The organism is Bacillus sp. EU52 (assembly GCF_037964975.1).
Lineage (GTDB): Bacteria > Bacillota > Bacilli > Bacillales > Bacillaceae > Bacillus > Bacillus subtilis.
Genome location: NZ_CP150177.1, coordinates 2,619,382 through 2,640,684 on the forward strand (window position 1 = coordinate 2,619,382; position 21,303 = coordinate 2,640,684).

21 protein-coding genes are annotated in these 21,303 nt (G+C 43.6%); 3 read left to right on the plus strand and 18 right to left on the minus strand.

Going from position 1 to position 21,303, the window contains the following annotated elements:
- Positions 1–116: 116 nt before the first annotated feature.
- From cypB to NSU05_RS13535, 7 genes are all read right to left on the minus strand, one after another.
- Entirely contained in the window at positions 117–3,281 is a 3,165-nt protein-coding gene (gene cypB / locus NSU05_RS13505) for a bifunctional cytochrome P450/NADPH--P450 reductase CypB (RefSeq protein ID WP_038429384.1), read from the minus strand.
- A gap of 15 nt (positions 3,282–3,296) precedes the next feature.
- Positions 3,297–3,881 carry a transcriptional regulator FatR gene (gene fatR, locus NSU05_RS13510; RefSeq protein WP_009967878.1) on the minus strand — a complete coding sequence of 195 codons (585 nt, stop codon included), beginning with the start codon at positions 3,879–3,881 and terminating at the stop codon, positions 3,297–3,299.
- A 222-nt stretch (positions 3,882–4,103) separates the two neighbouring features.
- Entirely contained in the window at positions 4,104–4,646 is a 543-nt protein-coding gene (locus tag NSU05_RS13515; RefSeq protein ID WP_004398716.1) for a class I SAM-dependent methyltransferase, read from the minus strand.
- 187 nt (positions 4,647–4,833) lie between these two features.
- On the minus strand, positions 4,834–4,992 hold the full coding sequence (locus tag NSU05_RS13520) for a hypothetical protein (protein ID WP_003229817.1): 159 nt from the start codon (positions 4,990–4,992) through the stop codon (positions 4,834–4,836).
- 156 nt (positions 4,993–5,148) lie between these two features.
- Complete coding sequence (locus tag NSU05_RS13525; RefSeq protein ID WP_004399102.1) at positions 5,149–5,298, minus strand: YrzI family small protein; 150 nt, start codon at positions 5,296–5,298, stop codon at positions 5,149–5,151.
- 390 nt (positions 5,299–5,688) lie between these two features.
- A complete protein-coding gene (locus NSU05_RS13530; RefSeq protein ID WP_003229815.1) occupies positions 5,689–6,489 on the minus strand; it encodes a formate/nitrite transporter family protein in 801 nt (266 codons plus the stop codon).
- 261 nt (positions 6,490–6,750) lie between these two features.
- The gene (locus NSU05_RS13535; RefSeq protein WP_003229814.1) at positions 6,751–7,119 is read right to left on the minus strand and encodes a DUF2294 domain-containing protein; all 369 of its coding nucleotides are present in this window, start codon (positions 7,117–7,119) and stop codon (positions 6,751–6,753) included.
- A gap of 315 nt (positions 7,120–7,434) precedes the next feature.
- Between NSU05_RS13535 and fdhF the strand changes: the two genes are divergently transcribed.
- Together fdhF and NSU05_RS13545 are read left to right on the plus strand one after the other, a co-directional pair.
- Positions 7,435–10,377, plus strand: coding sequence for a formate dehydrogenase subunit alpha (fdhF, locus tag NSU05_RS13540; RefSeq protein WP_010886582.1), 2,943 nt, complete (start codon positions 7,435–7,437; stop codon positions 10,375–10,377).
- An 18-nt stretch (positions 10,378–10,395) separates the two neighbouring features.
- Positions 10,396–10,878: a DUF1641 domain-containing protein gene (locus NSU05_RS13545; protein ID WP_029727145.1), complete on the plus strand. Its 483-nt coding sequence runs from the start codon at positions 10,396–10,398 to the stop codon at positions 10,876–10,878.
- Between the two features lie 35 nt (positions 10,879–10,913).
- Here NSU05_RS13545 and NSU05_RS13550 read toward each other — a convergent pair whose 3' ends face one another.
- From NSU05_RS13550 to NSU05_RS13570, 5 genes are all read right to left on the minus strand, one after another.
- Positions 10,914–11,144 carry a YrhC family protein gene (locus tag NSU05_RS13550; protein ID WP_003237358.1) on the minus strand — a complete coding sequence of 77 codons (231 nt, stop codon included), beginning with the start codon at positions 11,142–11,144 and terminating at the stop codon, positions 10,914–10,916.
- A gap of 82 nt (positions 11,145–11,226) precedes the next feature.
- A complete protein-coding gene (locus tag NSU05_RS13555) occupies positions 11,227–12,366 on the minus strand; it encodes a bifunctional cystathionine gamma-lyase/homocysteine desulfhydrase (RefSeq protein ID WP_017696065.1) in 1,140 nt (379 codons plus the stop codon).
- A gap of 1 nt (position 12,367) precedes the next feature.
- A complete protein-coding gene (locus tag NSU05_RS13560) occupies positions 12,368–13,291 on the minus strand; it encodes an O-acetylserine dependent cystathionine beta-synthase (protein WP_014477492.1) in 924 nt (307 codons plus the stop codon).
- A 64-nt stretch (positions 13,292–13,355) separates the two neighbouring features.
- Entirely contained in the window at positions 13,356–14,051 is a 696-nt protein-coding gene (gene mtnN / locus NSU05_RS13565) for a 5'-methylthioadenosine/S-adenosylhomocysteine nucleosidase (RefSeq protein WP_038429386.1), read from the minus strand.
- A gap of 20 nt (positions 14,052–14,071) precedes the next feature.
- Complete coding sequence (locus NSU05_RS13570) at positions 14,072–14,713, minus strand: class I SAM-dependent methyltransferase (protein WP_015251582.1); 642 nt, start codon at positions 14,711–14,713, stop codon at positions 14,072–14,074.
- A 192-nt stretch (positions 14,714–14,905) separates the two neighbouring features.
- On the opposite strand from NSU05_RS13570, the gene NSU05_RS13575 reads away from it, so the two are divergent.
- A complete protein-coding gene (locus NSU05_RS13575) occupies positions 14,906–15,109 on the plus strand; it encodes a YrzA family protein (RefSeq protein WP_014477495.1) in 204 nt (67 codons plus the stop codon).
- A 36-nt stretch (positions 15,110–15,145) separates the two neighbouring features.
- On the opposite strand, the gene NSU05_RS13580 is transcribed toward NSU05_RS13575, so the two are convergent.
- The 6 genes from NSU05_RS13580 to NSU05_RS13605 form a co-directional block, all read right to left on the minus strand.
- Positions 15,146–15,847, minus strand: a complete 702-nt coding sequence (locus NSU05_RS13580) for a YrrS family protein (RefSeq protein ID WP_038429387.1) — start codon at positions 15,845–15,847, stop codon at positions 15,146–15,148.
- Positions 15,848–15,911: 64 nt separating this feature from the next.
- Positions 15,912–17,666 carry a penicillin-binding protein 2 gene (locus NSU05_RS13585; protein WP_038429388.1) on the minus strand — a complete coding sequence of 585 codons (1,755 nt, stop codon included), beginning with the start codon at positions 17,664–17,666 and terminating at the stop codon, positions 15,912–15,914.
- A gap of 53 nt (positions 17,667–17,719) precedes the next feature.
- Complete coding sequence (gene greA / locus NSU05_RS13590; RefSeq protein WP_004399078.1) at positions 17,720–18,193, minus strand: transcription elongation factor GreA; 474 nt, start codon at positions 18,191–18,193, stop codon at positions 17,720–17,722.
- Between the two features lie 250 nt (positions 18,194–18,443).
- Complete coding sequence (gene udk / locus NSU05_RS13595; RefSeq protein WP_003225916.1) at positions 18,444–19,079, minus strand: uridine kinase; 636 nt, start codon at positions 19,077–19,079, stop codon at positions 18,444–18,446.
- A gap of 6 nt (positions 19,080–19,085) precedes the next feature.
- A complete protein-coding gene (locus NSU05_RS13600) occupies positions 19,086–20,354 on the minus strand; it encodes a U32 family peptidase (RefSeq protein ID WP_003229802.1) in 1,269 nt (422 codons plus the stop codon).
- A gap of 18 nt (positions 20,355–20,372) precedes the next feature.
- Positions 20,373–21,302: a peptidase U32 family protein gene (locus NSU05_RS13605; protein WP_038429389.1), complete on the minus strand. Its 930-nt coding sequence runs from the start codon at positions 21,300–21,302 to the stop codon at positions 20,373–20,375.
- Position 21,303: the final 1 nt, after the last annotated feature.

The window sequence follows — 21,303 nt, forward strand, 5'->3', positions numbered from 1 at the left end:
AATAATAAGGCCGGCGCGATACTCCCTATAACATCCTTTTCAGTAGATTTCATTATCGTGCCGGTTTTCTCATATGCAAAGCAATCCCGCCAATCAGATTGGCGGGATTTTATATTTTACATTCCTGTCCAAACGTCTTTCACATAACGTCTTTGATCTTGCAGCTTTTGCAGCCATACAGCTGATTCTTCCTGACTTGCTGCTTTTTCAGCTTCATATGCCAATCGCAAAGTTTTCTCTACATCAGGAGCCATTTGTGATCCATCACCGCATACGTAAATATGAGCCCCTTTTTCAATGAGTGTCATCAATTTCTGCGTATCTTGCTTGAGCAAGTGCTGGACATATTCTTTTGGTTCGTTTTCGACGCGCGAGTAGCATCGGCGGATTGTGACCAAACCTTCCTGTTCCGCTTGATCCAGCTCTTCTCTGTAAAGGTCGTCATGGTCCGGACGGCGGCAGCCGAAGTATAAAAGTGCTTCACCAAGGGTGCTTCCTTCCTTCTTCAAAACCGATCTTGCCTGAATAAAGCCCCTGAATGGCGCAATTCCTGTGCCCGGCCCGACCATAATCATAGGCGTTTCAGGCTCATCCGGCATCTGGAATCCGGACTGCGGTGTACGAATGAAGCAGGCTGCTGCATCACCTGTATTCAATTCTGCTAAGTAATTAGAGGCAACACCCCGGTATTCACCTCGGCCGCTCCATGCTGAGGCTTTCACAACTCCTACCGTCATGCTCACGATATTTGCATGAACTTTCGGTGAGCTTGAAATGGAATAGTATCTCGGTTTTAGTGATGGCAAAAGTGCTAAAAACCGTTCAAACGGCATTTCGCAGGCAGAATAATCCTCTAAAAAATCAAGCATGGTAAGACGTTTTGCAAGTACCTGCTCTTTGTAAATGCCAGCATCTGAAACGAGCTGTTCCAGCTCTTTTTGATGCGGCGGACAGACTGTATAAGAGGCCAGCTCCCGAAGCTGAAGCCTTGATGCCGGTTCCTGCAGCTCTACATAGGACGACAATAAATCCACTACTTTGATCGGCCGATCCATCGGCAGATGAGACATATGAGCGCTTCCGCTTACTTTTATCACATGATTGGACTGCAAACCGAATCGGCTGAGAACCCGCTGAACAAGCTCCCTGCTGTTCTTCGGCAGGATTCCGATATGATCGCCTTCTTTATATGTTTTACCAGCCGGAATTTCCAATTCAATATGGCGGGTTGAACGCGTACTGTCAGCTGTCTGGAGTTCTCGATTCTCAAACACAATCCCTTCAAACGCGCCATATGCTTTAGCAACCGACGTTTCCGTCGCTTCACTGAGAAAAGTAATCGATAATGAAGGCCTGTCTTCTTTCTGGGCTATTTCGTTAATATCAAATGCGTCCATCGTTTCCTTCCAGAAGTGGTTTTCCCAAGACTCGCGATGGCTTTCAAAATCATCGGCGGCGTCACCTTCCCCAATCGCTGTTAAACGCGATGCCCCCTTTGCTTTCATCATGTCATCAATCAGGCGGGGAATCCGCTGATACGTGCTGGCCCAGCTCCGGTTCCCGCAGCCGAATACCGCATAGGAAACACCTTTCAATTGGCCTTCCTCAAGCTCTTTCAGCCACTCTACAAAGCCGGCAGCATTATCAGGCGGCGCCCCATTATAAGAAGCCGTTACAATGACGACTGCCCCTTCTTCAGGGAGCTTGCCGATATAATCATCAAGCGGAGCCGTTTCAGCTGTAAAGCCCATCTGGCGGCCTTGAGCAGCCAGTTCACCGGCTATTCCCTCAGCTGTCCCAAGATTTGAACCAAAAAGAACAAGTAAAGGTGTGCCGTGTTTAGGTTTGGTTTCTTTTGGCTTTGTTTCTGCTTTGATGTCTGCCTGTTCTTTTCTCTGTACATTGATTGCCGCTGTTTTTCGCGGTTTCACAGTAATTTTAAAATTATCCGGCTTGATCGTTAATGCTTCTTTGATTTTTAGTTCGTAGCCAGTATGGTTTATCAATTCAAAATGCTTTAATACAAGACCGAGAACCATTGTCGCTTCTTGAAGAGCAAACTGCATGCCAATACAAGCGCGCTGTCCGTTTCCAAACGGCTTATACGCATGGTGAGGGATACTTGAAGGATCCTCAAACCGTTCAGGACGGAAATCTTCCGCATCCGGCCCCCAAGCGTTTTGGTCCCGGTGCAGTTTTGGAATTAAAACAGTGACTGGCTGCCCTTTGCTGATCGGATATTCCCCGCCTAGAACAGTATCCTCCTTCGCATATAGAGAAAAAGCCGGAGCTGTTGGATACAGTCTGAGGGTTTCATTTAAAACCATCCGAGTGTATTTGAGCTGCTGGATTTGTTTATATTCAGGCGTGTCATCCGTTAACACGCGATCCGCTTCCTCCTGAGCTTTTTTCAGTTTTTCCGGATGTGTAAGCAGACAATAAATCGCAAAGGAAAGCAAACCGCTTGTTGTCTCATGTCCAGCAATTAAAAATGTGATGATTTGATACCTTATGTTTTCATCATCCAGCGTTTCACCGGTTACTGGATCTTTGGCATAAAGCATGAGAGACAAGAGATCCTTGATGTTATCATCCGGATTCGCCTTTCGCTCCGCTATCATTCTATCAACCAGGGAGTTCATGACTTCTATATCCTTTTGAAACTGCAGCTTCGTTTTCACCATCATCTTATCTTGCAGGCCCAGTCTTTTTGATTGATTCATCGCCTCTTTTAAGGCACGGAGCATACTGGTGATAAACGGATGCTGTGAATCACGGTAAAAGCTGTTGAATCGATAGTTAAATCCGCATAACCCAATCGTATCAAGCGTCAGACGTGTCATATCGTCTGCTACATCAATTTCTTCATTAGGGTTTAACCGGCTCCATTTTTGAACCAGCTGGGTTGCGATATCCAGCATCATAGAATGATAGCCTTTCATCGCTTTTTGACTAAAACTCGGCAGCAAAATGCGGTGGGCTTTTTGCCAGTTCGGTTCGTGCGTCCAGCTTGTAAATAAGCCATCTCCCCCGAATTCGCGCACCTTTTGCAAGCCTTTGCCAAGGTTCTTGTCAAAGCGGCTTTCATCACACACTTCAGCCACAAGATTGTGACCCGATACAAAAACACTGGATACTCCCGGAAAATCAAAACGGAAAATCGGCCCCAATTCATCAGCTATCCGCCATAAGGATTGAGAAAGCTGTTCTTTTTCAAGATGCGGAAGATTTTTTAAAGGTCCGTATGTTTTGGGCTGAGGTATTGCGCTTGCCTGTTTCATTAACATCTCCCTTTCCTATTTTTGTGATGAATGAAGCTTAATGGCGTCCCAGCAGCATTGTTCCAATTCAGTAATTAAATCAGTGTCCATCTCTATATCACCTGTTTGAACGAGCTGATATATCTTGAGAAACGCCCCTAATACAATCGCAATTAACACATTAGAGGGCAGGCTGCGAATCACGCCTTCCGCTTTTCCCTTATTAAAATAGTCATCAAGCATTTGAGTCAGATTTTCTATCATTTTTTTGCTTGTATGATTTAAGTAATGAGCGTCTTTTTTGGTTTCAAGAAAAAAAAGCGCATAGTCGCTCTCTTTCGTAAACTGAACGAGACAGCAAAATACGTGGTGAAAGCCTTCTCTGACAGGCAATTCTGAAACGTCTTGCTTCAGTTTTTCCGTAAATCGCTGGATGCTTTCTTGAAACAGTACGTTAACGAGTGTTTCTTTGCTGTCAAAATAACGATAGATCGTTCCTGTCCCTACATGAGCACGTTCAGCTATCATAGGAATAGTGGTAGCGTCAAAACCCCTTTCCGTAAAAAGTGAGACTGACGCTTTCATAATCATGTCGTATTTACTGCTGGATGCGGATATCATGTAATCTGACAACCTCCGATTCGTTTACGGAATGAATATTCATTCCTTTTGTTCACAAAGAATGTCTGCCCTGTCTGATATCACCTCTTTGTTCTTTCTTCTGTTATAAGTTTATATGAAAAAAACTTTTTTTAATATAAAGTATATGCAAAAAATAAAAAATTAAGAAAATATACCCAAATCCTAATACAAGGATCTTGGATATATTTCCCGAGAAATTTTTTATTTAACAGCCACAATACATAGACAGGAAGCACGCCTGATAACAGAAAGATCCCTGAAATGCTGGTCTTTCAGCAGTTGAATATACGTTTTCTCTTTTTCACCGGTATTTGTGTCAATACTGATATAAAACCGGCCGTCAATTTGAAGCACCCTGTAAATTTCTCTTAATGCAAGCCTAATATCGGTGCAGCTTTGAACCGTATGTAAAGAAAAGACTTTATTAAAGGTACGGTCATCAAAGGGAATGTCCTCTGGATAGCCATGAAAAACCTCCCCGTTCCCCATGTTCTTTCGATTCGCACGTGATATCTGTCTTACCTTTCGTTTTGAAGGATCAATGCTTTTTAGGCTACCCTTTTTTAGTTTCTTGGTTATGCTTTTAAAGACAGTGCCGTTTCCAATTCCAATTTCTAAAATTCTGTCATTTTCTTGTATATCTATAGAGTCAATCATCATATGCTCAATTGTTTTGGTTAGCTTATATTTCCGAGAAAATAATTTCCAAAAATCCGATCGTTTATAGAGTCTATTTTCTAGCATTTTAAACACCTGCTTTTGGTTTCCTATGTTTATTTATTATATTCAAAAAATAAACATCATCTTCATTCTAAAAGTGAAGGAAGGTACCAACTAGACGGCAATGTATTGAAAAATGTTTCAATAGAACTAAACTTTTTCATTTTTTTCCGCAAAAAAAGCAGAAAACAAAATGTTTTCTGCCCTCTTTCTAATGCCAATGATAAGGGAATACATACAGCCTTTGCTGCTGCATTGCCATCAGCCTCTGCTGTCGGAATGGATTTCCATAACCATGTTTGAAGGAATGCGGCATGGACGCATAACCATGGCCAATCGACGGCAGCCTTTTTTGATAATCGTTCATCATGCCATCACCTGCCTCACAGTAACGTTGATTTATTGTATGCAGGCAGGCATTTTCTTGACAGTCATATCGCTAAACTTGGTCCTTCTCCATTGTATAATGCATCAATAATTCCATTCTAAGCATATGCCATTCCCCCTTCAGTTTTTTTCGTTGCTTTTAGCGCCAGTTTGTTAAATAAAGATGCTTTAACTGAGACTCTTTCATTTCATCATAAATCTGCTCAATCTGCTGTTCTCGTTCGAATTCTTCCAGGCTTTTAAACCGTTTTTTTATCGTTAACGTTAAAAAGAATAGGTTAATCGTCATATCGCTCACCCCCTTTCAAAGTCCGCATCAAGCGAAATAACCCGCGGCACACCCCTTCTGCCGCGGGCAAATAAAAACCGCAGACAAAAGAAGACACCAATGCCTCTACTGCCTGCGGGGAGTTGCGTATGTCCGACTATTCCGAATTTAATGCGTGCGATAAGCATCGGTTAAGGAAGGACACGAACTCTTCCACAGGCTGAATAAACCATGAACTTTTACATGTGTATCACGTACAGGTTGACGTCGTTGTCTCATTGTCATTTTGGTTCAGCCTCCTTTGCTTTTTTTCTTACTTTGTAAGTATATCCACCAAATTCCATTTTGTAAACATCTTTTTCTAAAAATGGACGGAAATTGTGCAAATCATCGAATGGATTTGCCCGTTGGTCATGACACCTGCTTCATTTCTTTTCTGGAGCGGTCTTTCTTATGATATGCAATAAAATAAATGAGACCGACAAATACAGCTCCGCCGATGACATTACCGATAAAAGCCGGAATGATGTTTCCGATGAACTGCCCCCACGTGAATGAGCCTGCAAAAATGGCAGCAGGAATCACAAACATGTTGGCGACAACGTGCTGAAATCCGATAGCCACAAAAGCCATGATTGGGAACCAGATGCCAAGGATTTTTCCTGCTGCGTCTTGGGCGCCGAAAGAAAGCCACACTGCAAGACATACAAGCCAGTTACAGCCGATGGCGGAAATGAGAACCTTGCCAAAGCTCATATCAAGCTTTCCTTGGGCAACGGCAATCGTTTTTTCTAAATAAGGACCTGTTTCAGTCAATCCAACCAAATGCCCGAAAAAGTACGCAACAAACAATGCGCCGATTAAGTTCATAATTGTGACGATTCCCCAGTTAATCGCTAACTCTTTTACTGATATTTTTCTCGAAAATAACGCCATTGCAACTGACATCATATTGCCTGTGATCAGTTCAGCGCCAGCGAGTACGACAAGGATCAGGCCGACTGGAAATACTGCTGCACCAATCAAACTGGACAGGCTCCCCCATTCTTTCGGAAGATCGCCGATTACCCTGATATCAAGCAAATACCCAAGCGCGATAAATGCACCGCCTAAAAACCCCAGCACGAGCAGTGACGGCAGCGGGAGCTTTATTTTTTTCATCCCTGCTTCAATTGCTGCTTCCGCTATTTCATCCGGTTTTCGAAAAGCCATAATAAAACGCCTCCATTACTTCTTCTTTTCTCACAGTTATGCAAGAAAGGCAATAAAAAAGGCAGCACTCAAATAACCTGTGTCAAACCAGGCGTTTGAATGCTGCCTAACTTGTATGCATACCCATACAACAATATCAAGCAGTATGAAGATATTGAAAGAGAATATATACAGTTCGTGCATACATTCCATTGCTTTAGCCTTCTATAACTGTAGCAACATCATATCAAATGTGACAAATTTGTGTCAATGACAAATATACTAGCTTTGCAGAACTTCTTTTTGCTCATCTATTTTTCGGTCAAAAACAAATACAGATACAGCGATGTTTTCCTCAATTTTAATATCAGAAAACAAATGGACTAGCTTAGCTCCCATGAGTTCCTCCATTCCTTCCGGTGTTTGTTTGGAATAAAGGTCTTGAATTAGGCTTGTCCGGGCCGCATGTACCATCTCTCTTCCTTCAGGCGTGCGGGCGATAAACTGCTCGCTTGCACTCAGATTTCCGTATAGTGTTGAAACTGCCATGTTTTCTACAAATACAGTATGAATTCTCTCAGGCCCTTTTCCGAACAATTCTTTGCGAAGTTTTCGAATGATATCATTGAATTCATGAATTTTTTTAGACATGCTGATTACCCCTTCCGATATTGCCTTATAAAGGCTTTTCCCGGTTCCCCTCAGGACATTTCACTTGGTTAAAATTTTCCTGCCATATTGTATTATAATAAATATCACATTATAATAAAAGCAGTGTTGATGGATTTGTAATAGGATCTTGTTATGAGTCTATCGTTTTATAAAAATCAAGGATTGGTCTGTTAGTAAGACTTGCTAGTGAACTATTCCGCCATGTGTGTTTACACCTTCTTAGAATTAAGGGCAGGTGTATCTATACATGGCTTTTTTTGACTTCTTGAAAGAAAGATGGAGGGGAATATGAATATGATGGACGTTAAGTCGATCAGTGTCCGTGTAGACGGAACAGAAATTCAAGCACGAGCAGGGGCCACAATTTTAGATATTTTAAATGAAAACGGAATTGAGTACCCGCAGATTTGCCACGTACCAGAGGTTGACCCGATTCAAACTTGTGATACTTGCATAGTAGAGGCAAACGGCAAGCTGGTTCGTTCATGCGCGACGGTTGCAGAGAACGGGATGTCTATTGATCTTTCAGGAAATCGAGTGAAAGAAGCGCAAACCGAAGCGATGGACCGCCTTCTTGAAAATCATTTGCTGTATTGTACAGTTTGCGATAACAACAATGGAAACTGTACGCTGCATAATACAGCGGAAATGATGGGGATCGAGCATCAAAAATACCCATACACGCCAAAAGAAGATCCTTCTTGCGCGGTTGATATGTCTCATCCTTTTTACCGCTATGATCCAAACCAATGTATTGCCTGCGGCCAGTGTGTTGAGGTCTGTCAAAACCTTCAGGTAAATGAAACACTCTCAATCGACTGGGAACGCGAACGCCCTCGCGTCATTTGGGATGAGGGAGTTCCGATCAATGAATCTTCCTGTGTCAGCTGCGGTCAGTGTGTCACAGTATGTCCATGTAATGCACTGATGGAAAAATCAATGCTCGGGCAGGCTGGTTTTATGACAGGCATTAAAGAGGACGTCATGGAACCGATGATTGATCTCGTGAAAAATGTTGAACCGGGGTATGGCAGCATTTTTGCCATTTCTGAAGTCGAAGCGGCAATGCGTGAAACGAGAACGAAAAAAACGAAAACTGTATGTACGTTCTGCGGTGTCGGGTGTTCATTTGAAGTATGGACAAAAGGACGGGATATTTTAAAGATCCAGCCTGTTTCTGATGCTCCGGTTAACGCGATTTCCACATGTGTCAAAGGGAAATTCGGCTGGGATTTTGTCAATTCAAAAGAGCGGATCACAAAGCCTTTAATCCGTAAAAACGGAGCCTTTGTGGAATCTTCTTGGGAAGAAGCCCTCGATCTTGTCGCAAGCAGATTAGGATCAATTAAAGAGCAGTACGGTAAAGGCTCTGTAGGATTTATTTCTTCTTCTAAAATTACGAATGAAGAAAACTACGTCATTCAAAAACTAGCGCGTCAGGTATTTGAAACAAACAACGTCGATAACTGCTCACGCTACTGCCAGTCTCCTGCTACAGACGGATTGTTCCGCACTGTCGGCATGGGCGGTGACGCCGGCACGATTAAAGATATTGCCAAAGCAGGTCTCGTCATCATTGTCGGTGCCAATCCGGCGGAAGGACACCCAGTGCTCGCAACACGCGTCAAACGGGCACACAAGCTCCACGGTCAAAAACTGATTGTTGCCGACCTGCGTAAAAATGAGATGGCTGAGCGATCTGATCTGTTCATCAGCCCTAAACAAGGCACAGACCAAGTTTGGCTGATGGCTGTTACGAAATATATGATCGACCAAGGCTGGCACGATCAGGCGTTTATTGATGAGAACGTCAATTACTTTGAAGATTATAAAGAAACCCTTAAAACGTATACGCTTGATTATGCAGAACGCATCACTGGCCTTTCAAAAGAAAACATCATTCAAATTGCTGAAATGATTCGTGATGCTGACGGCACTTGTGTCCTTTGGGGAATGGGTGTCACACAAAATACAGGCGGTTCTGATACATCAGCAGCCATTTCAAACCTGCTTCTCGCTACGGGCAACTATCGCCGTCCAGGTGCCGGCGCTTATCCTCTGCGCGGACACAATAACGTGCAAGGCGCATGTGATATGGGAACATTGCCTGGCTGGCTGCCGGGATATCAGCATATTACAGATGACAAGGCCCGCGCTAAATTTGAAGAGGCATATGGTGTCGAGATTGATGGAAAGCCTGGTTTAGATAATATTCAAATGCTTCATGCCATTGAAGAAGGAAAAATGAAAGCTATGTATCTTGTCGGTGAGGATATGGCACTGGTCGATTCAAACGCGAACCATGTGCATGATATTTTATCAAGCCTTGATTTCTTCGTGGTACAGGACATCTTCCTGTCAAGAACAGCTCAATATGCTGATGTCGTCTTGCCAGCCACTCCTTCACTTGAAAAAGACGGAACATTTACCAACACAGAACGCCGTGTCCAGCGATTGTATCAGGCGCTTCCGACGCTTGGTGACGCAAAACCGGACTGGTGGATTATTCAAGAGGTGGCAAACCGTTTAGGAGCGAATTGGAATTACAGCCATCCAAGTGACATTTTCTCTGAAATGGCGAGCCTTTCTCCTCTGTTTGCCAAAGCAAGCTATGAGGTGCTAGAAGGCTGGAACAGCTTCCTATGGGGCAGCTTCACAGGTGAAAGCACACCGCTTCTGTATGAAGACGGATTTAATTTCCCTGACAAAAAAGCCCGCTTTGCCCTTTCTGATTGGACCGAGCCAGCGGCATTTCCGGAGGAATATGACCTTCATATCAATAACGGCCGTATGCTGGAGCATTTCCACGAAGGAAACATGACAAATAAATCGAAAGGCATCCAAGCGAAAGTGCCGAATGTATTCGTTGAGATCTCACCTGAGCTTGCACAAGAGCGAGGTGTTTGTGACGGTTCGCTTGTACGGCTCGTTTCTCCGTTCGGAGCAGTCAAATTGAACGCGCTGATCACAGACCGGGTACGGAAAAATGAACTCTATCTGCCAATGAACTCGACAGACAAGGAGTCAGCGATTAACTTCTTGACGGGCCCTGCAGCTGATAAACGGACGAACACGCCTGCTTATAAACAGACAAAGGTCCGCATGGAAGTGCTTGGCGGCTGTGAAACAGCGCCGCTTCCAAAAACAAATCCGCGCAACAAAAAACGGCATCCGCAAAACGGAGTCGAAGCAGAAAGAAAATGGAACCGCCCTGGCTATGTACATCTGACTGATTAAACGATAGGAGGAAAACGAATGGCCACTCCGATTACGACGATCAAAAAAGAAACAAAAACAGCTGAGCAAATGAAGCTTGAAAAAATAGAAGAACTGAAAGAGCTGCTGGCGGAAAATGAGGACGCCGTCTCTAAAACGATGACGTTAATGAATGAACTCAATGATCTTGGAATTTTTGATGCGGCAACAAGCATGCTCAGAGCGAAGGAAGACATTGCCAAGATTGCGCTTGGCCAAGTTTCCCGCGAGCCTGTCACCAACCTCATCAACACGATGATGGCCGCCGGAGGCGCATTGACAAAAGCCGATCCTGAGTTTACAGCAAAGCTTTTAGAAAGCGTAATGGCTGGGACTGAACAGGCACAAAGCTTTTTAAAAGAAGACAAGAAAGTCGGGATTCTCGACCTGTTAAAAGCAATGAACGATCCTGATATCAACAGAGCCGTCGGCTTCGGCCTTCAGTTTTTAAAAGGCATGGGAAAAGAACTTCGAGAACAATAACAGAAAAACAGCCATCGCTGATGATGGCTGTTTTTTTATTCGTCGGCTTCTTCCAAACGCTTCTTGTAAATAAGTGAACGGTCAGCGCAAAAGAAGGCACCGGCTAAAAATACGCAATCCGCTAAAAACATCGTCGATTTCTGGCCTAATGTTAAACCTTGATCAGGGAGAACTGCGCCTATATATAAAAAAGTGCTGACTGCAAGCAATGTAAAAGCAAAATGCTTGTAGTCTTCTTTTAAAGATTTCATTCTATTTTTGTTCAAAAGAATCACCTGCCAGATTCATAGTATACGACTATTATAATATAATCCGGCGGCTTACAGAGAAAGTAATTCTATCCATTTGTTATATATTTTCAAGCGCTTGGCCGATATCTTCCAACAAGTCTTCCGCATCTTCAATTCCTACAGAAATTCTGATCAAGCCGTCCGTAATGCCGAGCTCAAGCCGGCGTTCTCTCGGAATAGAGGCATGTGTCATTCTTGCAGGAACAGAAATTAAGCTTTCAACCGCCCCTAGGCTTTCAGCAATGGTAAACAGTTTCAGATTTCCTAAAAACGCATCAACCCGTTCTTCACTGCCAATATCAAAGGAGATCATGCCGCCGAAGCCCGATCCTTGCGTTTTTGCAAGCTCATGTCCGGGATGATTTGAAGAACCAGGGTAATATAACGTTTGGACAGCAGGGTGATTCTCAAGAAAGCTTGCGATTTTCCGCGCATTTTGATCGATCGCTTCCATTCTGAGTCCCAACGTTTTGATTCCTCTCATTAACAGCCAGGAATCTTGAGGGCCGAGCACGCCGCCTGTGGAGTTTTGCACAAAATGCAGCTCTTCTCCAAGCTCTTTCGAAGCTGTCACAACTAAACCTCCGACGACATCACTGTGTCCGCCAAGATATTTTGTCGCACTGTGCAGTACGATATCAGCGCCTAAAGTAAGCGGCTGTTGAAAATAAGGAGTATTAAAGGTATTGTCTACGATAAGCAGAACACCCGCTTTTTTTGCGATATCAGCCATGAGCGTCAGGTCGGTGATTTTGAGCAACGGGTTTGTCGGAGTTTCAATATAAATGGCTTTTGTATTAGGGCGAATCGCTTTTTCAACTTCTTCCCTGCTGCTCGTATCAACAAATGTTGATTCAATGCCAAGACGGTTAAGCACCTTTGTCATCACGCGATATGTTCCGCCGTACACATCATCAGTCAACACGACATGATCTCCGCTGTTAAACAGCATCATAACTGCTGTAATGGCAGCCATTCCTGAGCTGAACGCATAGCCTGCTTCCCCGCTTTCCAGTTCTGTCACAAGTGCTTCGAGAGCGGTTCGAGTCGGATTGGCCGTTCTTGAATACTCGTAGCCTGTATGCTGCCCTGCTTTCGGCTGCTTGTACGTGCTTACTTGATAAATCGGCACGGAAACTGCGCCTGTTTTCTCATCACCTGTGATTCCGCCATGTATCATCAATGTTTTTTTCTTCATATCAGATGCCTCCTTCGTATATTTGTTTGCTGATATATCGATCGCTGCTGTCAGGAAATACTGTGACAATATTAGTTCCAGCGGATGCTTTTTTTGCTTCCTCCAATGCCGCATAAAGCGCTGCACCTGAAGAGCTTCCGATCAGCAGGCCTTCTTTTTCTGCCGCTTCTTTCACAAGTCTAAACGCATTCTCATCTGTTACGGTGTAGATCTCGTCAAAATGGCTCTTATCCATATAATCGGGGATAAACTCCATGCCGATGCCCTCTGTTTTATGAGCGTGGGGCTCTCCTCCGTTTAAAATCGAGCCCTCCGGTTCAACAATCACCGTTTTGACTGCTGGATTTTTTTCTTTTAAGAAGGAAGCTGTCCCTGCGAATGTGCCCCCTGATCCTGCCCCTGCGACAAATGTATGAATATTCCCGTCAAGCGCTTCCCACATTTCAGGTCCAAGCGTCTTATAGTAAGTCGATGGATTTACTCGGTTTTTAAATTGCAAAACGCAATAAGAATTTTCAATTTCAGTCTCCAGCTGAATGGCTTTTTGTATGGCTCCCTGCATTCCGTCTTGACGCGGTGTATGAATGATTGATGCGCCAAGCGCTTGCATAATTTGCTGTTTCTCTCTGCTGAAATGTTCAGGGACACAGAAAATCGCTTTCAGCCCATATTTTCTGGCACTTAACGCAAGGCCGATCCCTGTATTGCCTGCCGTAGCTTCTATAATCACTCCGCCGGGTTTCACTTTGCCTGAATCGAGCGCGTCACGAATCAGCATATCTCCCAGTCTGTCTTTGATGCTTCCCCCTGGATTCATCATTTCAAGCTTGGCATACACCGCGACTCCTTCTGGAACATCAAAGTTCTTCAAGCGGAGAAGCGGTGTATTCCCAATCAGCTCGGTAATGTCCGTAATCACTGTCATATATGTCCTCCTCCTTAATAGAGGTTGTTTTTAGAGAAAAACGGAGGAGAACGTTCTCCCCGTTTTAATGAATTCGTTTGATCACCTTTAACACAAGCTCTGTTGAATGAACAGCCGCCTGCTCTAAAAATTGGTCAAATGAAACATGTGATTCTTTTCCTGCGATATCTGATAACGCTCTGATGACGACAAACGGCGTTTTAAATTGATGGCATACTTGAGCCACTGCCGCAGCCTCCATTTCAACCGCGTACAGATCAGAAAATCTCGCACGCACCTCTTCAACCCGCTTCGGATCGTTCATGAAAGAATCGCCTGTTGCAATCGTTCCTTTTGCAACCTGAATGCCGTCGAGTTCAGATACCGCTTCTTCAGTGATGCTGATCAGCTTTTCATCCGCCGCATAAGCAGCCGGAAGACCCGGCACTTGGCCGTATTCATAGTCAAAAGCCGTTACGTCTACATCATGGTGGCGAACGTCAGTGGAAATAACGACATCCCCTACATTCAATGTATGATGAAATCCGCCGGCTGAGCCTGTGTTAATGACATAATCAGGCTTGTAACGGTCAAGCAGAAGCGTCGTGCTGATCGCAGCATTTACTTTTCCAATTCCTGATTTTAAAAGAATCACTTCAGTTCCTTCATATTTGCCTGTTGTAAATTCACAGTGTGCGATCGTTTCTGTTTTTGCATTTTCAAGTTTGTTTCTTAAGATGGTAACTTCCTCTTCCATTGCTCCGATGACTGCTAGTCTCATCTATTCACATTCCCTTCACTTTACCGTTTGATCGCCTCCATTATCCACACGAAGTCGTTTTGCTGAGTGAATCGGACTGCAAAACCTTCAGCTGTAAACATTTCTTTCAACGCATCCAATGTAGGATAATGCTCTGTCTCTAAATCATTTGCAAGCTGATAAAAGCCTTGAGAACGGGCTTTATCGATAGCCTGTTGATACGCTTGCGCATTTTCAAAGACGGTATCGGCAAACACTATTTTATCATGCAAGTGAAGGTATTTGCCATATTGCTTTATGGCAGCCCGCTTTTCTTCGTCAGTCAAATGATGAAAAGCATATGAACTGACAATCGTATCAGCCTGAAATGGCGGCTCAGGGAATGTCAGGAAGTCTCCATCAACGATTTCCGTCCTGCCTGAGAGCTTGTCAGAAGCCAGTTTACGCATTGCTGGAGAAGGTTCGATTCCAAATACAGTTTTGCCTGCATCGAGCAGCTTAGCTGTCAAATTCCCTGTCCCCGGGCCAAATTCTAACACATGCGTTCCAGATTTGCTGACGATGGCATCAAGGATATGATCGTAGCCTCTGAACGCTTCTTTATACTGAATATCTAAACCTTTTACTGTTTGATCATAAGTTGCTGCCCAATCTTCAAAGAGAGGGATAAATTCACGTCCCATATTTGTCACACTCCATATTTAATAATTCCTATAAGCATACTATGAATTAATGATGGAACAGTTCCTATAATACCACATCTTCTGAAAAGCAGGTACTAAAACACTTTGTGTATTTTATGCCATCTCATATTGCGCATTGACCGCAAAAAAGCTTATACTTCATATGACTTGTGAAAGCTGGAGGGTCAAGACATGAATTTTCAATTAGATCTGATTAAAGACAAAGTGGAATTTTTTGAAGCGGCTTCATTGCAGGAGCTTGAAAAGAAAATCAATACACAAATTGAAAACAATAAAGCCATCATGCTCCGGGTGAAATCTGTTTCACACCAAACTGCTGTGGCAGAAGGAAGAATATTGTACAGCGCGGTAGTTCATTTCGCAGCTGAAGCCTAAAACAAAAGCAGCCGGTTTTAACCCGGCTGCTTTTGTTTATTTTAGCTTTTCTACTTTTGTCGGCTTCCAGCCTTTTTCATCGACCCATGTAATCGTGACTTGATATTTATTCCCAGTCGCCTTGTCCAAAATTTTGCCTTTGGCATCCTGAGGGCTGCCGTTATTTCCGAGCCAGAGCACCGTCATGTTATCTGTTGAGACACCAGTTGCGTACGAAATGGCTTTCAGCATCTCAGCCCAGTCTTGTGAGCTTGAATCATAAGTAGCGGCATGCTCGCCAGTCTGCTCAGTTCCGACTGCTTTCCAGTCAGGATTTTCATACGTTTTTTCCACATCGCTCGATGAGCCGCCTTCTGTTACTTTTGCATCTTTAAGCCCGTCACCGGCTGAATCTGAGCTTGAATCTGAATCAGAGTCATCTTTTTTAGAAGGAGAATCATCTTTTTTGGAATCAGAGTCAGAAGACTTCTCAGAATCCTTTTCACTGTCAGATGTATCTTTCTTGCTGTCTTTTATATCCTCATCCGATTTCTTTTCCGTCTTTCCTGAAGCCGGAGATTCCTGTTTTTGCGTCGTTTCAGAATCCTTGCTGACATCTTTGCTAGAAGGACTGTTAATGAAGAGATTCGCTGCTACTACGACAATTAGTATGGATACGATTGCGATTAAAATGTTAAGCACTAAATTGGCTTTTCTGCGTTTATCACGATTTTCATAACGAGATTGATTATTGCTCAATAATTCTGCACTCCTTTATCCCTCTTGGCTCAGCATATATTTTAACATGTGCTGAGAAGTTGTTCTATTTCTGATTGATTTCAATTTCGTGTACTTTTTTAACAATATCATAAAACACCGAATTTGTCAGAGCCTTATCTCCCGGTATATCCATGTGTAAAACAACCAGAGCGTATTTCGGCTTATCCGCGGGAAAATATCCGGCAAACCATTTTTCATAGAGCGTTTCCTTCTCTTTTGAAAGCTTGCCTGTCTGGGCTGTGCCCGACTTCCCTGCTACAGTATACGGAAGATCTTGAAACCTTCTGCCCGTTCCGGAAGGAGATTCTACTACCCGCCGCAGTATTTTTTGAAGCTGCTGTGACGTATATTTGTCTATCGTTTCCCCTTTGAGCTTCTGATCTTTAAACGTAACGAGCGTTGTGCCGTTCTTATACTCAATTTGTTCGGCAATTTTCACCTGCCGTTTTTCTCCGCCGCGGGCGATTGTCGCCATCATATTGGCTACCTCCAGCGGCGTTACCTTTACATTTTTCTGCCCGATTGCTGTTTGCGCAATGGCTTTTTTGACTGATTTGTCTTTTTCATCCCCCCAAATCACGCCGCTTTTTTCGTTATACAGCTGGCGGAAATCGGTTTCGTGGTACAGTTTTCCCTCCCAGCCTGCCCGATCAGTGAGAGCCAGCTTCTCGGACATATCTTCAATAACCGAGCTGTCTTTTTTCATTAATTGTTCTGCAAGACTCGTAAATGTGTAATTACAACTTTGGGCAAAACTTTCATCAAAAGACAAGGTTCCTTTGTCGTCCCCCGGTTCCCCGTACAGGTTTAAATTGCAATTAAAGGTTTGACTAGGCTTCACCATATTATTTTCGATTGCAGCTGCGGCAATGACTGTTTTAAAAACTGATCCGGGATAGATTGGCGTCAGCATATAATTTTGAAGTGTGTTTTGCCGGGACACGTCCGCATCTGGTTTGCTTACAATTCCCAGAACACTGCTATTTTCGATGTCCAGCAGCACAGCTCCTCCCTTTTTCAGCCCCTGTTCATCCAATACCTCCTCCATCGCTTTTTGAATGCTTTGATCGATCGTTGTTTTGACCTGGAGCGGATAAAATGTATTGGCTTCAGCTGTATATTTGACGTCCATGCCAAACAAAGGGTTTCCTTTTCCGTCCACATGATATAAAAGCTTTGTGTCTTGTTCCGGAAGCAAAAACTCGTCAAATGTCCGTTCTAAACCGGTTGTTCCGATTTCTGTTGTAATCGGAAGGCTCTCCTTGTCAGGATATTTCTTGCGAAGCAGCGCCGGATCTTGGTTCGTGCTCCCTATCGTATGTGAAGCAAGGCTGGGCTTGTCTTCATTCTCCATATATACGCCGTAAATGCCGGGATATTTCAAAGAATTGATTTTTGTGATAGATTGTTTTGAAAGTGTTTTGATTTTCTTTTGCTGCAAAATGACCGGTTTTTTTGCCTTACCTAGTGTCTGGCGCAAATCATCTTCAGACATGCCGAGGATGTCCGCAACTTTTTTGATCGGCCAATCCTGCGTCAGCAGAAAAGGGAACAAAACAACCGCAGGCTCGCTTTGTCCTGTCAGCGCCCGCCCGTTTCGATCTAAAAAAGAGCCTCTTCCATCTGAAATGAGCACTTCCTCCGTCCGCTGTTTCACGCTTTCTTGAATCAAATTAATTTTCTTTTTAGAAAATGATTCTGTGAAAAACAGCTGGATTTCTGCAAGCCTCAGCAGAAGCAGAAAAAATACAATCAAAAATGCAATGACTGCCAGCTTCATTCGTTTCGATATCTTCATAAAAAAACACCTCACCCACATTGTGGACGAGGTGTTTCGCTGCTAAACAAATATTATGAAATTTTCACAATTTTCACGAGCATTTCTCCGCCCGGTGTTTGTACTGTGACTTCTTCATCTACTTTTTTGCCCAAGAGGCTTTTTGCGATCGGTGAGTCGTTTGAGATTTTCCCTTCAAACGGGTCAGCTTCCGCGCTTCCGACGATCGTATATGATTCTTCATCACCGTCAGGCAGTTCGACGAAAGTGACGGTTTTACCCAAACCGACAACGTTAGAGCCGCCGTCATCTTCAATGATTTTCGCATTGCGAATCATATTTTCAAGAGTCGTCACGCGGCCCTCTACAAATGCCTGCTCTTCTTTCGCTGAATCGTATTCAGAGTTCTCGGAAAGGTCTCCGAAGCTTCTCGCAATTTTGATTCGCTCTACTACTTCTTTTCGTTTAACCGTTTTCAAATATTCTAATTCTTGTTCAAGTTTTTGTTTTCCTTCTGCAGTCATAGGAAATACTTTCTCTTGTGCCATGTCCCTTCACTCCTTCTGGTTGTCCCTCAACATCTTCGATTATGTATGAGAGCATAAACTAAAAAATACAAGAATGAGAACACAGGGCAGTCCTCGTTCTTCTCTCCCATATAGGTACTGTTTATCTTAAACTGAATCGTGTCGTTCTGCAAATATTTCGCGTTTATAAACAGGGAAAGAAGGGAATTCGCACATTCCCTTCCTGCCTATACATAATATGGTCAGAGTTATTTATGTCTATGCTATGGTATTACAAAATCGCGTTTTGTTCAAGAATGGTTTGAATTTTTGTGACCATCAGATCAATTGCGACGTGATTCTGACCGCCTTCCGGGATAATAATATCAGCGTATCGTTTCGTCGGCTCGACGAATTGGTTATGCATCGGACGGACCACTGACACATATTGTTCAATGACAGAATCAATAGAGCGTCCGCGCTCATTAATATCTCTCATAATCCGTCTGATGATACGCAAGTCAGCGTCCGTATCAACATAAAGCTTGATATCCATCAGATCACGAAGCCTTTTGTCTTCAAGAACAAGAATGCCTTCAAGGATAATAACATCCTTTGGCTCTACGTGAACCGTTTCTTCTGAACGTGTGTGAAGCTTATAGTCATAAATCGGCTTTTCAATCGGGCGGTAATTCAATAGATCCTGAATATGCTCGATTAAATAGTCATTATCAAACGCAAGCGGATGATCATAGTTTGTGTTCAGCCTTTCTTCAAACGGAAGATGGCTTTGGTCTTTATAATAAAGGTCCTGCTGGATCATTAAAATTGAGTGTCCTTTAAATTGTTCATAAATGGACCGTGTGACACTCGTTTTTCCTGAACCGGAACCTCCTGCGATTCCAATGACTACTGGATTCTTACCCATGGGCTGTTACTTCCCCTTTCTCATCATGTTGCTCGGATAAATCTTTTTGTCTAGTTTGAATTTGACAATTTGCAGGGGATGGCGGGCAGCATCTAGCTCATTTCCGTCTTCGTCCCAAATGGTTTCAATCGTATGTGTAAAGTTTTCGATTTCTGGACCGAAAAATTCCACTTCGTCGCCTTTTTTGAAGAAATTGCGCTGCTGAAGCGTGACCATTTGTGTATCTTCATCATAATTCAGCACTAAGCCGACAAAATCATATGTCGTTTTCTTGGCGTGTTCGCCGAACATTTGCTCCTCATAGCCTGGCGTTCCTTCAAAGAAAGCTGTCGCAGTGTCCCTGTTGGCGCACTTATCAAGCTCTTCAAGCCATTCTTTTTGAATCACAAAGTTCTCTGGATCAGCGCAATAAGCATCGATTACTTTGCGGTATACGCTGACAACAGTTGCTACATAGTGAATGGATTTCATACGGCCTTCAATCTTTAAGCTGTCGATCCCCATTTCAATCATTTTCGGAATGGATTCAATCAGCTTCAAATCTTTCGGGCTCATCGCAAATGGTGCATCTTCTTCACCATACAAAGCAACGGCGTTGGCACCGTCTGTTTGATAGAGATCATAATCCCAGCGGCATGACTGGCAGCAGCCTCCGCGATTGGAATCCCGCGCTGTCATGTGATTGCTCAGCACGCAGCGGCCGGAATATGCAATACACATTGCGCCATGAATGAAGGATTCGATTTCGATATCTACCTTTTCTTTCATTTCTCTGATTTCAAGGGCGCTTGTTTCACGTGCCAGCACGACGCGGTCGAGACCTTCTTCCTTCCAGAACTGGACAGCCTTCCAGTTTGAAAGAGACTGCTGTGTGCTCAAGTGAACCTCAACATTCGGCGCCACTCTGCGGCATGTTTCAATAATAAGCGGATCTGCCACAATAATACCGGCAACGTTGGCGTCTCCAAGCGCTTTTAAATAGTCTTCAAGCCCGTCCATGTTTTCATTATGGGCGAAAATATTCGTTGTTACGTAGATCTTCGCGCCATATTTCTTTGCGAATTCAACGCCTTCTGCAATTTCTTCGATCGTAAAGTTATCGGCATTCGAGCGAAGCCCGTATTCCTGTCCCCCGATAAAGACCGCGTCCGCTCCGTAATGAACAGCGATTTTCAGCTTTTCAAGATTACCCGCAGGTGCGAGAAGCTCCGGCTTTTTCGTAATCACACGCTTTCCATTAACGATTGTGGATATTTTATCATTTACGGCAGTCATAGCTTAACCTCCTTTTGATTAATAAACCGTTTCCTTGAAGAAGAATCCGGTATCAATTTTTCTGTTTACTGGCTGGATGCTTTCAATGCGTTCGATCCAGTCTTCTTTTTTCGCTTCGTATTCGTCACGGTTTTCCACGCACAAATCAATTGCTTCTCTGTACATTTTGGTGACTTCTATTAGGTATTCAGGCGTTTTCAAAACACCATCGATTTTGAAAGAATCAATTCCGGCATCTATCAATTCCTCGAGCTCATCAATGATGCACACATCGTTCGGGCTCATGATGTGAGTGCCGTTTTCATCTTCGAAAATCGGATATTTATTATCACGTTCTTTATCGTGTAAAAACATGCCTGATTCTTTTTTCTTTCTTTCAATGTCCATGACTTTGCCCTGATATTCAAAATAGTTTCCAATCAAAGAACGCTTCGATTGGAACATGCACGTCATTCCATGCACCTGGATTTCAATTTCGACTTCAGCATTTTCTTTAATCTCAACAATGCTGTCCATGTTTAATTCTCTGGCAAGCACAGAACGCGCCGCACCCTTGCGTCCCCAGTAGTTGCATGTATAATAGTTGGTACCTGTCGTTTCTGTGCTCCAATGAAGCTTCAGATCAGGCGCAGATTCACGGGCAGCCATCAGCACGGCAGGATCGCCGAATACCGCTGCATCGACACCGACTTCTGCTAAGAAAGCCAGATATTCGCCAAGCTCACCCACTTTATCATTATGGAAAATTGCATTTACAGCAACGTATACTTTTGCCCCTTCTTTGTGAGCAATCTCTACGGCTTTTGTTACATCTTCACGAGAAAATTCTCCGGCTAATCTCAAGCCGTATCTCTGTTCCCCAACTAAAAACGCAGTTGCCCCAGCCTGTATGAGCGGCAAAATGTCCGCTGTACTCGTCGGCGTCACTAAGAGCTCTGGTTTTTTCATG

Bases quoted from the DNA above. Each gene is read 5' to 3' on its own strand.
- cypB (WP_038429384.1), bottom strand. From the start codon at position 3,281: ATGAAACAGGCAAGCGCAATACCTCAGCCCAAAACATACGGACCTTTA.
- fatR (WP_009967878.1), bottom strand. From the start codon at position 3,881: ATGATATCCGCATCCAGCAGTAAATACGACATGATTATGAAAGCGTCA.
- NSU05_RS13515 (WP_004398716.1), bottom strand. From the start codon at position 4,646: ATGCTAGAAAATAGACTCTATAAACGATCGGATTTTTGGAAATTATTT.
- NSU05_RS13520 (WP_003229817.1), bottom strand. From the start codon at position 4,992: ATGATGAACGATTATCAAAAAAGGCTGCCGTCGATTGGCCATGGTTAT.
- NSU05_RS13525 (WP_004399102.1), bottom strand. From the start codon at position 5,298: ATGACGATTAACCTATTCTTTTTAACGTTAACGATAAAAAAACGGTTT.
- NSU05_RS13530 (WP_003229815.1), bottom strand. From the start codon at position 6,489: ATGGCTTTTCGAAAACCGGATGAAATAGCGGAAGCAGCAATTGAAGCA.
- NSU05_RS13535 (WP_003229814.1), bottom strand. From the start codon at position 7,119: ATGTCTAAAAAAATTCATGAATTCAATGATATCATTCGAAAACTTCGC.
- fdhF (WP_010886582.1), top strand. From the start codon at position 7,435: ATGATGGACGTTAAGTCGATCAGTGTCCGTGTAGACGGAACAGAAATT.
- NSU05_RS13545 (WP_029727145.1), top strand. From the start codon at position 10,396: ATGGCCACTCCGATTACGACGATCAAAAAAGAAACAAAAACAGCTGAG.
- NSU05_RS13555 (WP_017696065.1), bottom strand. From the start codon at position 12,366: ATGAAGAAAAAAACATTGATGATACATGGCGGAATCACAGGTGATGAG.
- NSU05_RS13560 (WP_014477492.1), bottom strand. From the start codon at position 13,291: ATGACAGTGATTACGGACATTACCGAGCTGATTGGGAATACACCGCTT.
- mtnN (WP_038429386.1), bottom strand. From the start codon at position 14,051: ATGAGACTAGCAGTCATCGGAGCAATGGAAGAGGAAGTTACCATCTTA.
- NSU05_RS13570 (WP_015251582.1), bottom strand. From the start codon at position 14,713: ATGGGACGTGAATTTATCCCTCTCTTTGAAGATTGGGCAGCAACTTAT.
- NSU05_RS13575 (WP_014477495.1), top strand. From the start codon at position 14,906: ATGAATTTTCAATTAGATCTGATTAAAGACAAAGTGGAATTTTTTGAA.
- NSU05_RS13585 (WP_038429388.1), bottom strand. From the start codon at position 17,666: ATGAAGATATCGAAACGAATGAAGCTGGCAGTCATTGCATTTTTGATT.
- greA (WP_004399078.1), bottom strand. From the start codon at position 18,193: ATGGCACAAGAGAAAGTATTTCCTATGACTGCAGAAGGAAAACAAAAA.
- udk (WP_003225916.1), bottom strand. From the start codon at position 19,079: ATGGGTAAGAATCCAGTAGTCATTGGAATCGCAGGAGGTTCCGGTTCA.
- NSU05_RS13600 (WP_003229802.1), bottom strand. From the start codon at position 20,354: ATGACTGCCGTAAATGATAAAATATCCACAATCGTTAATGGAAAGCGT.
- NSU05_RS13605 (WP_038429389.1), bottom strand. From the start codon at position 21,302: ATGAAAAAACCAGAGCTCTTAGTGACGCCGACGAGTACAGCGGACATT.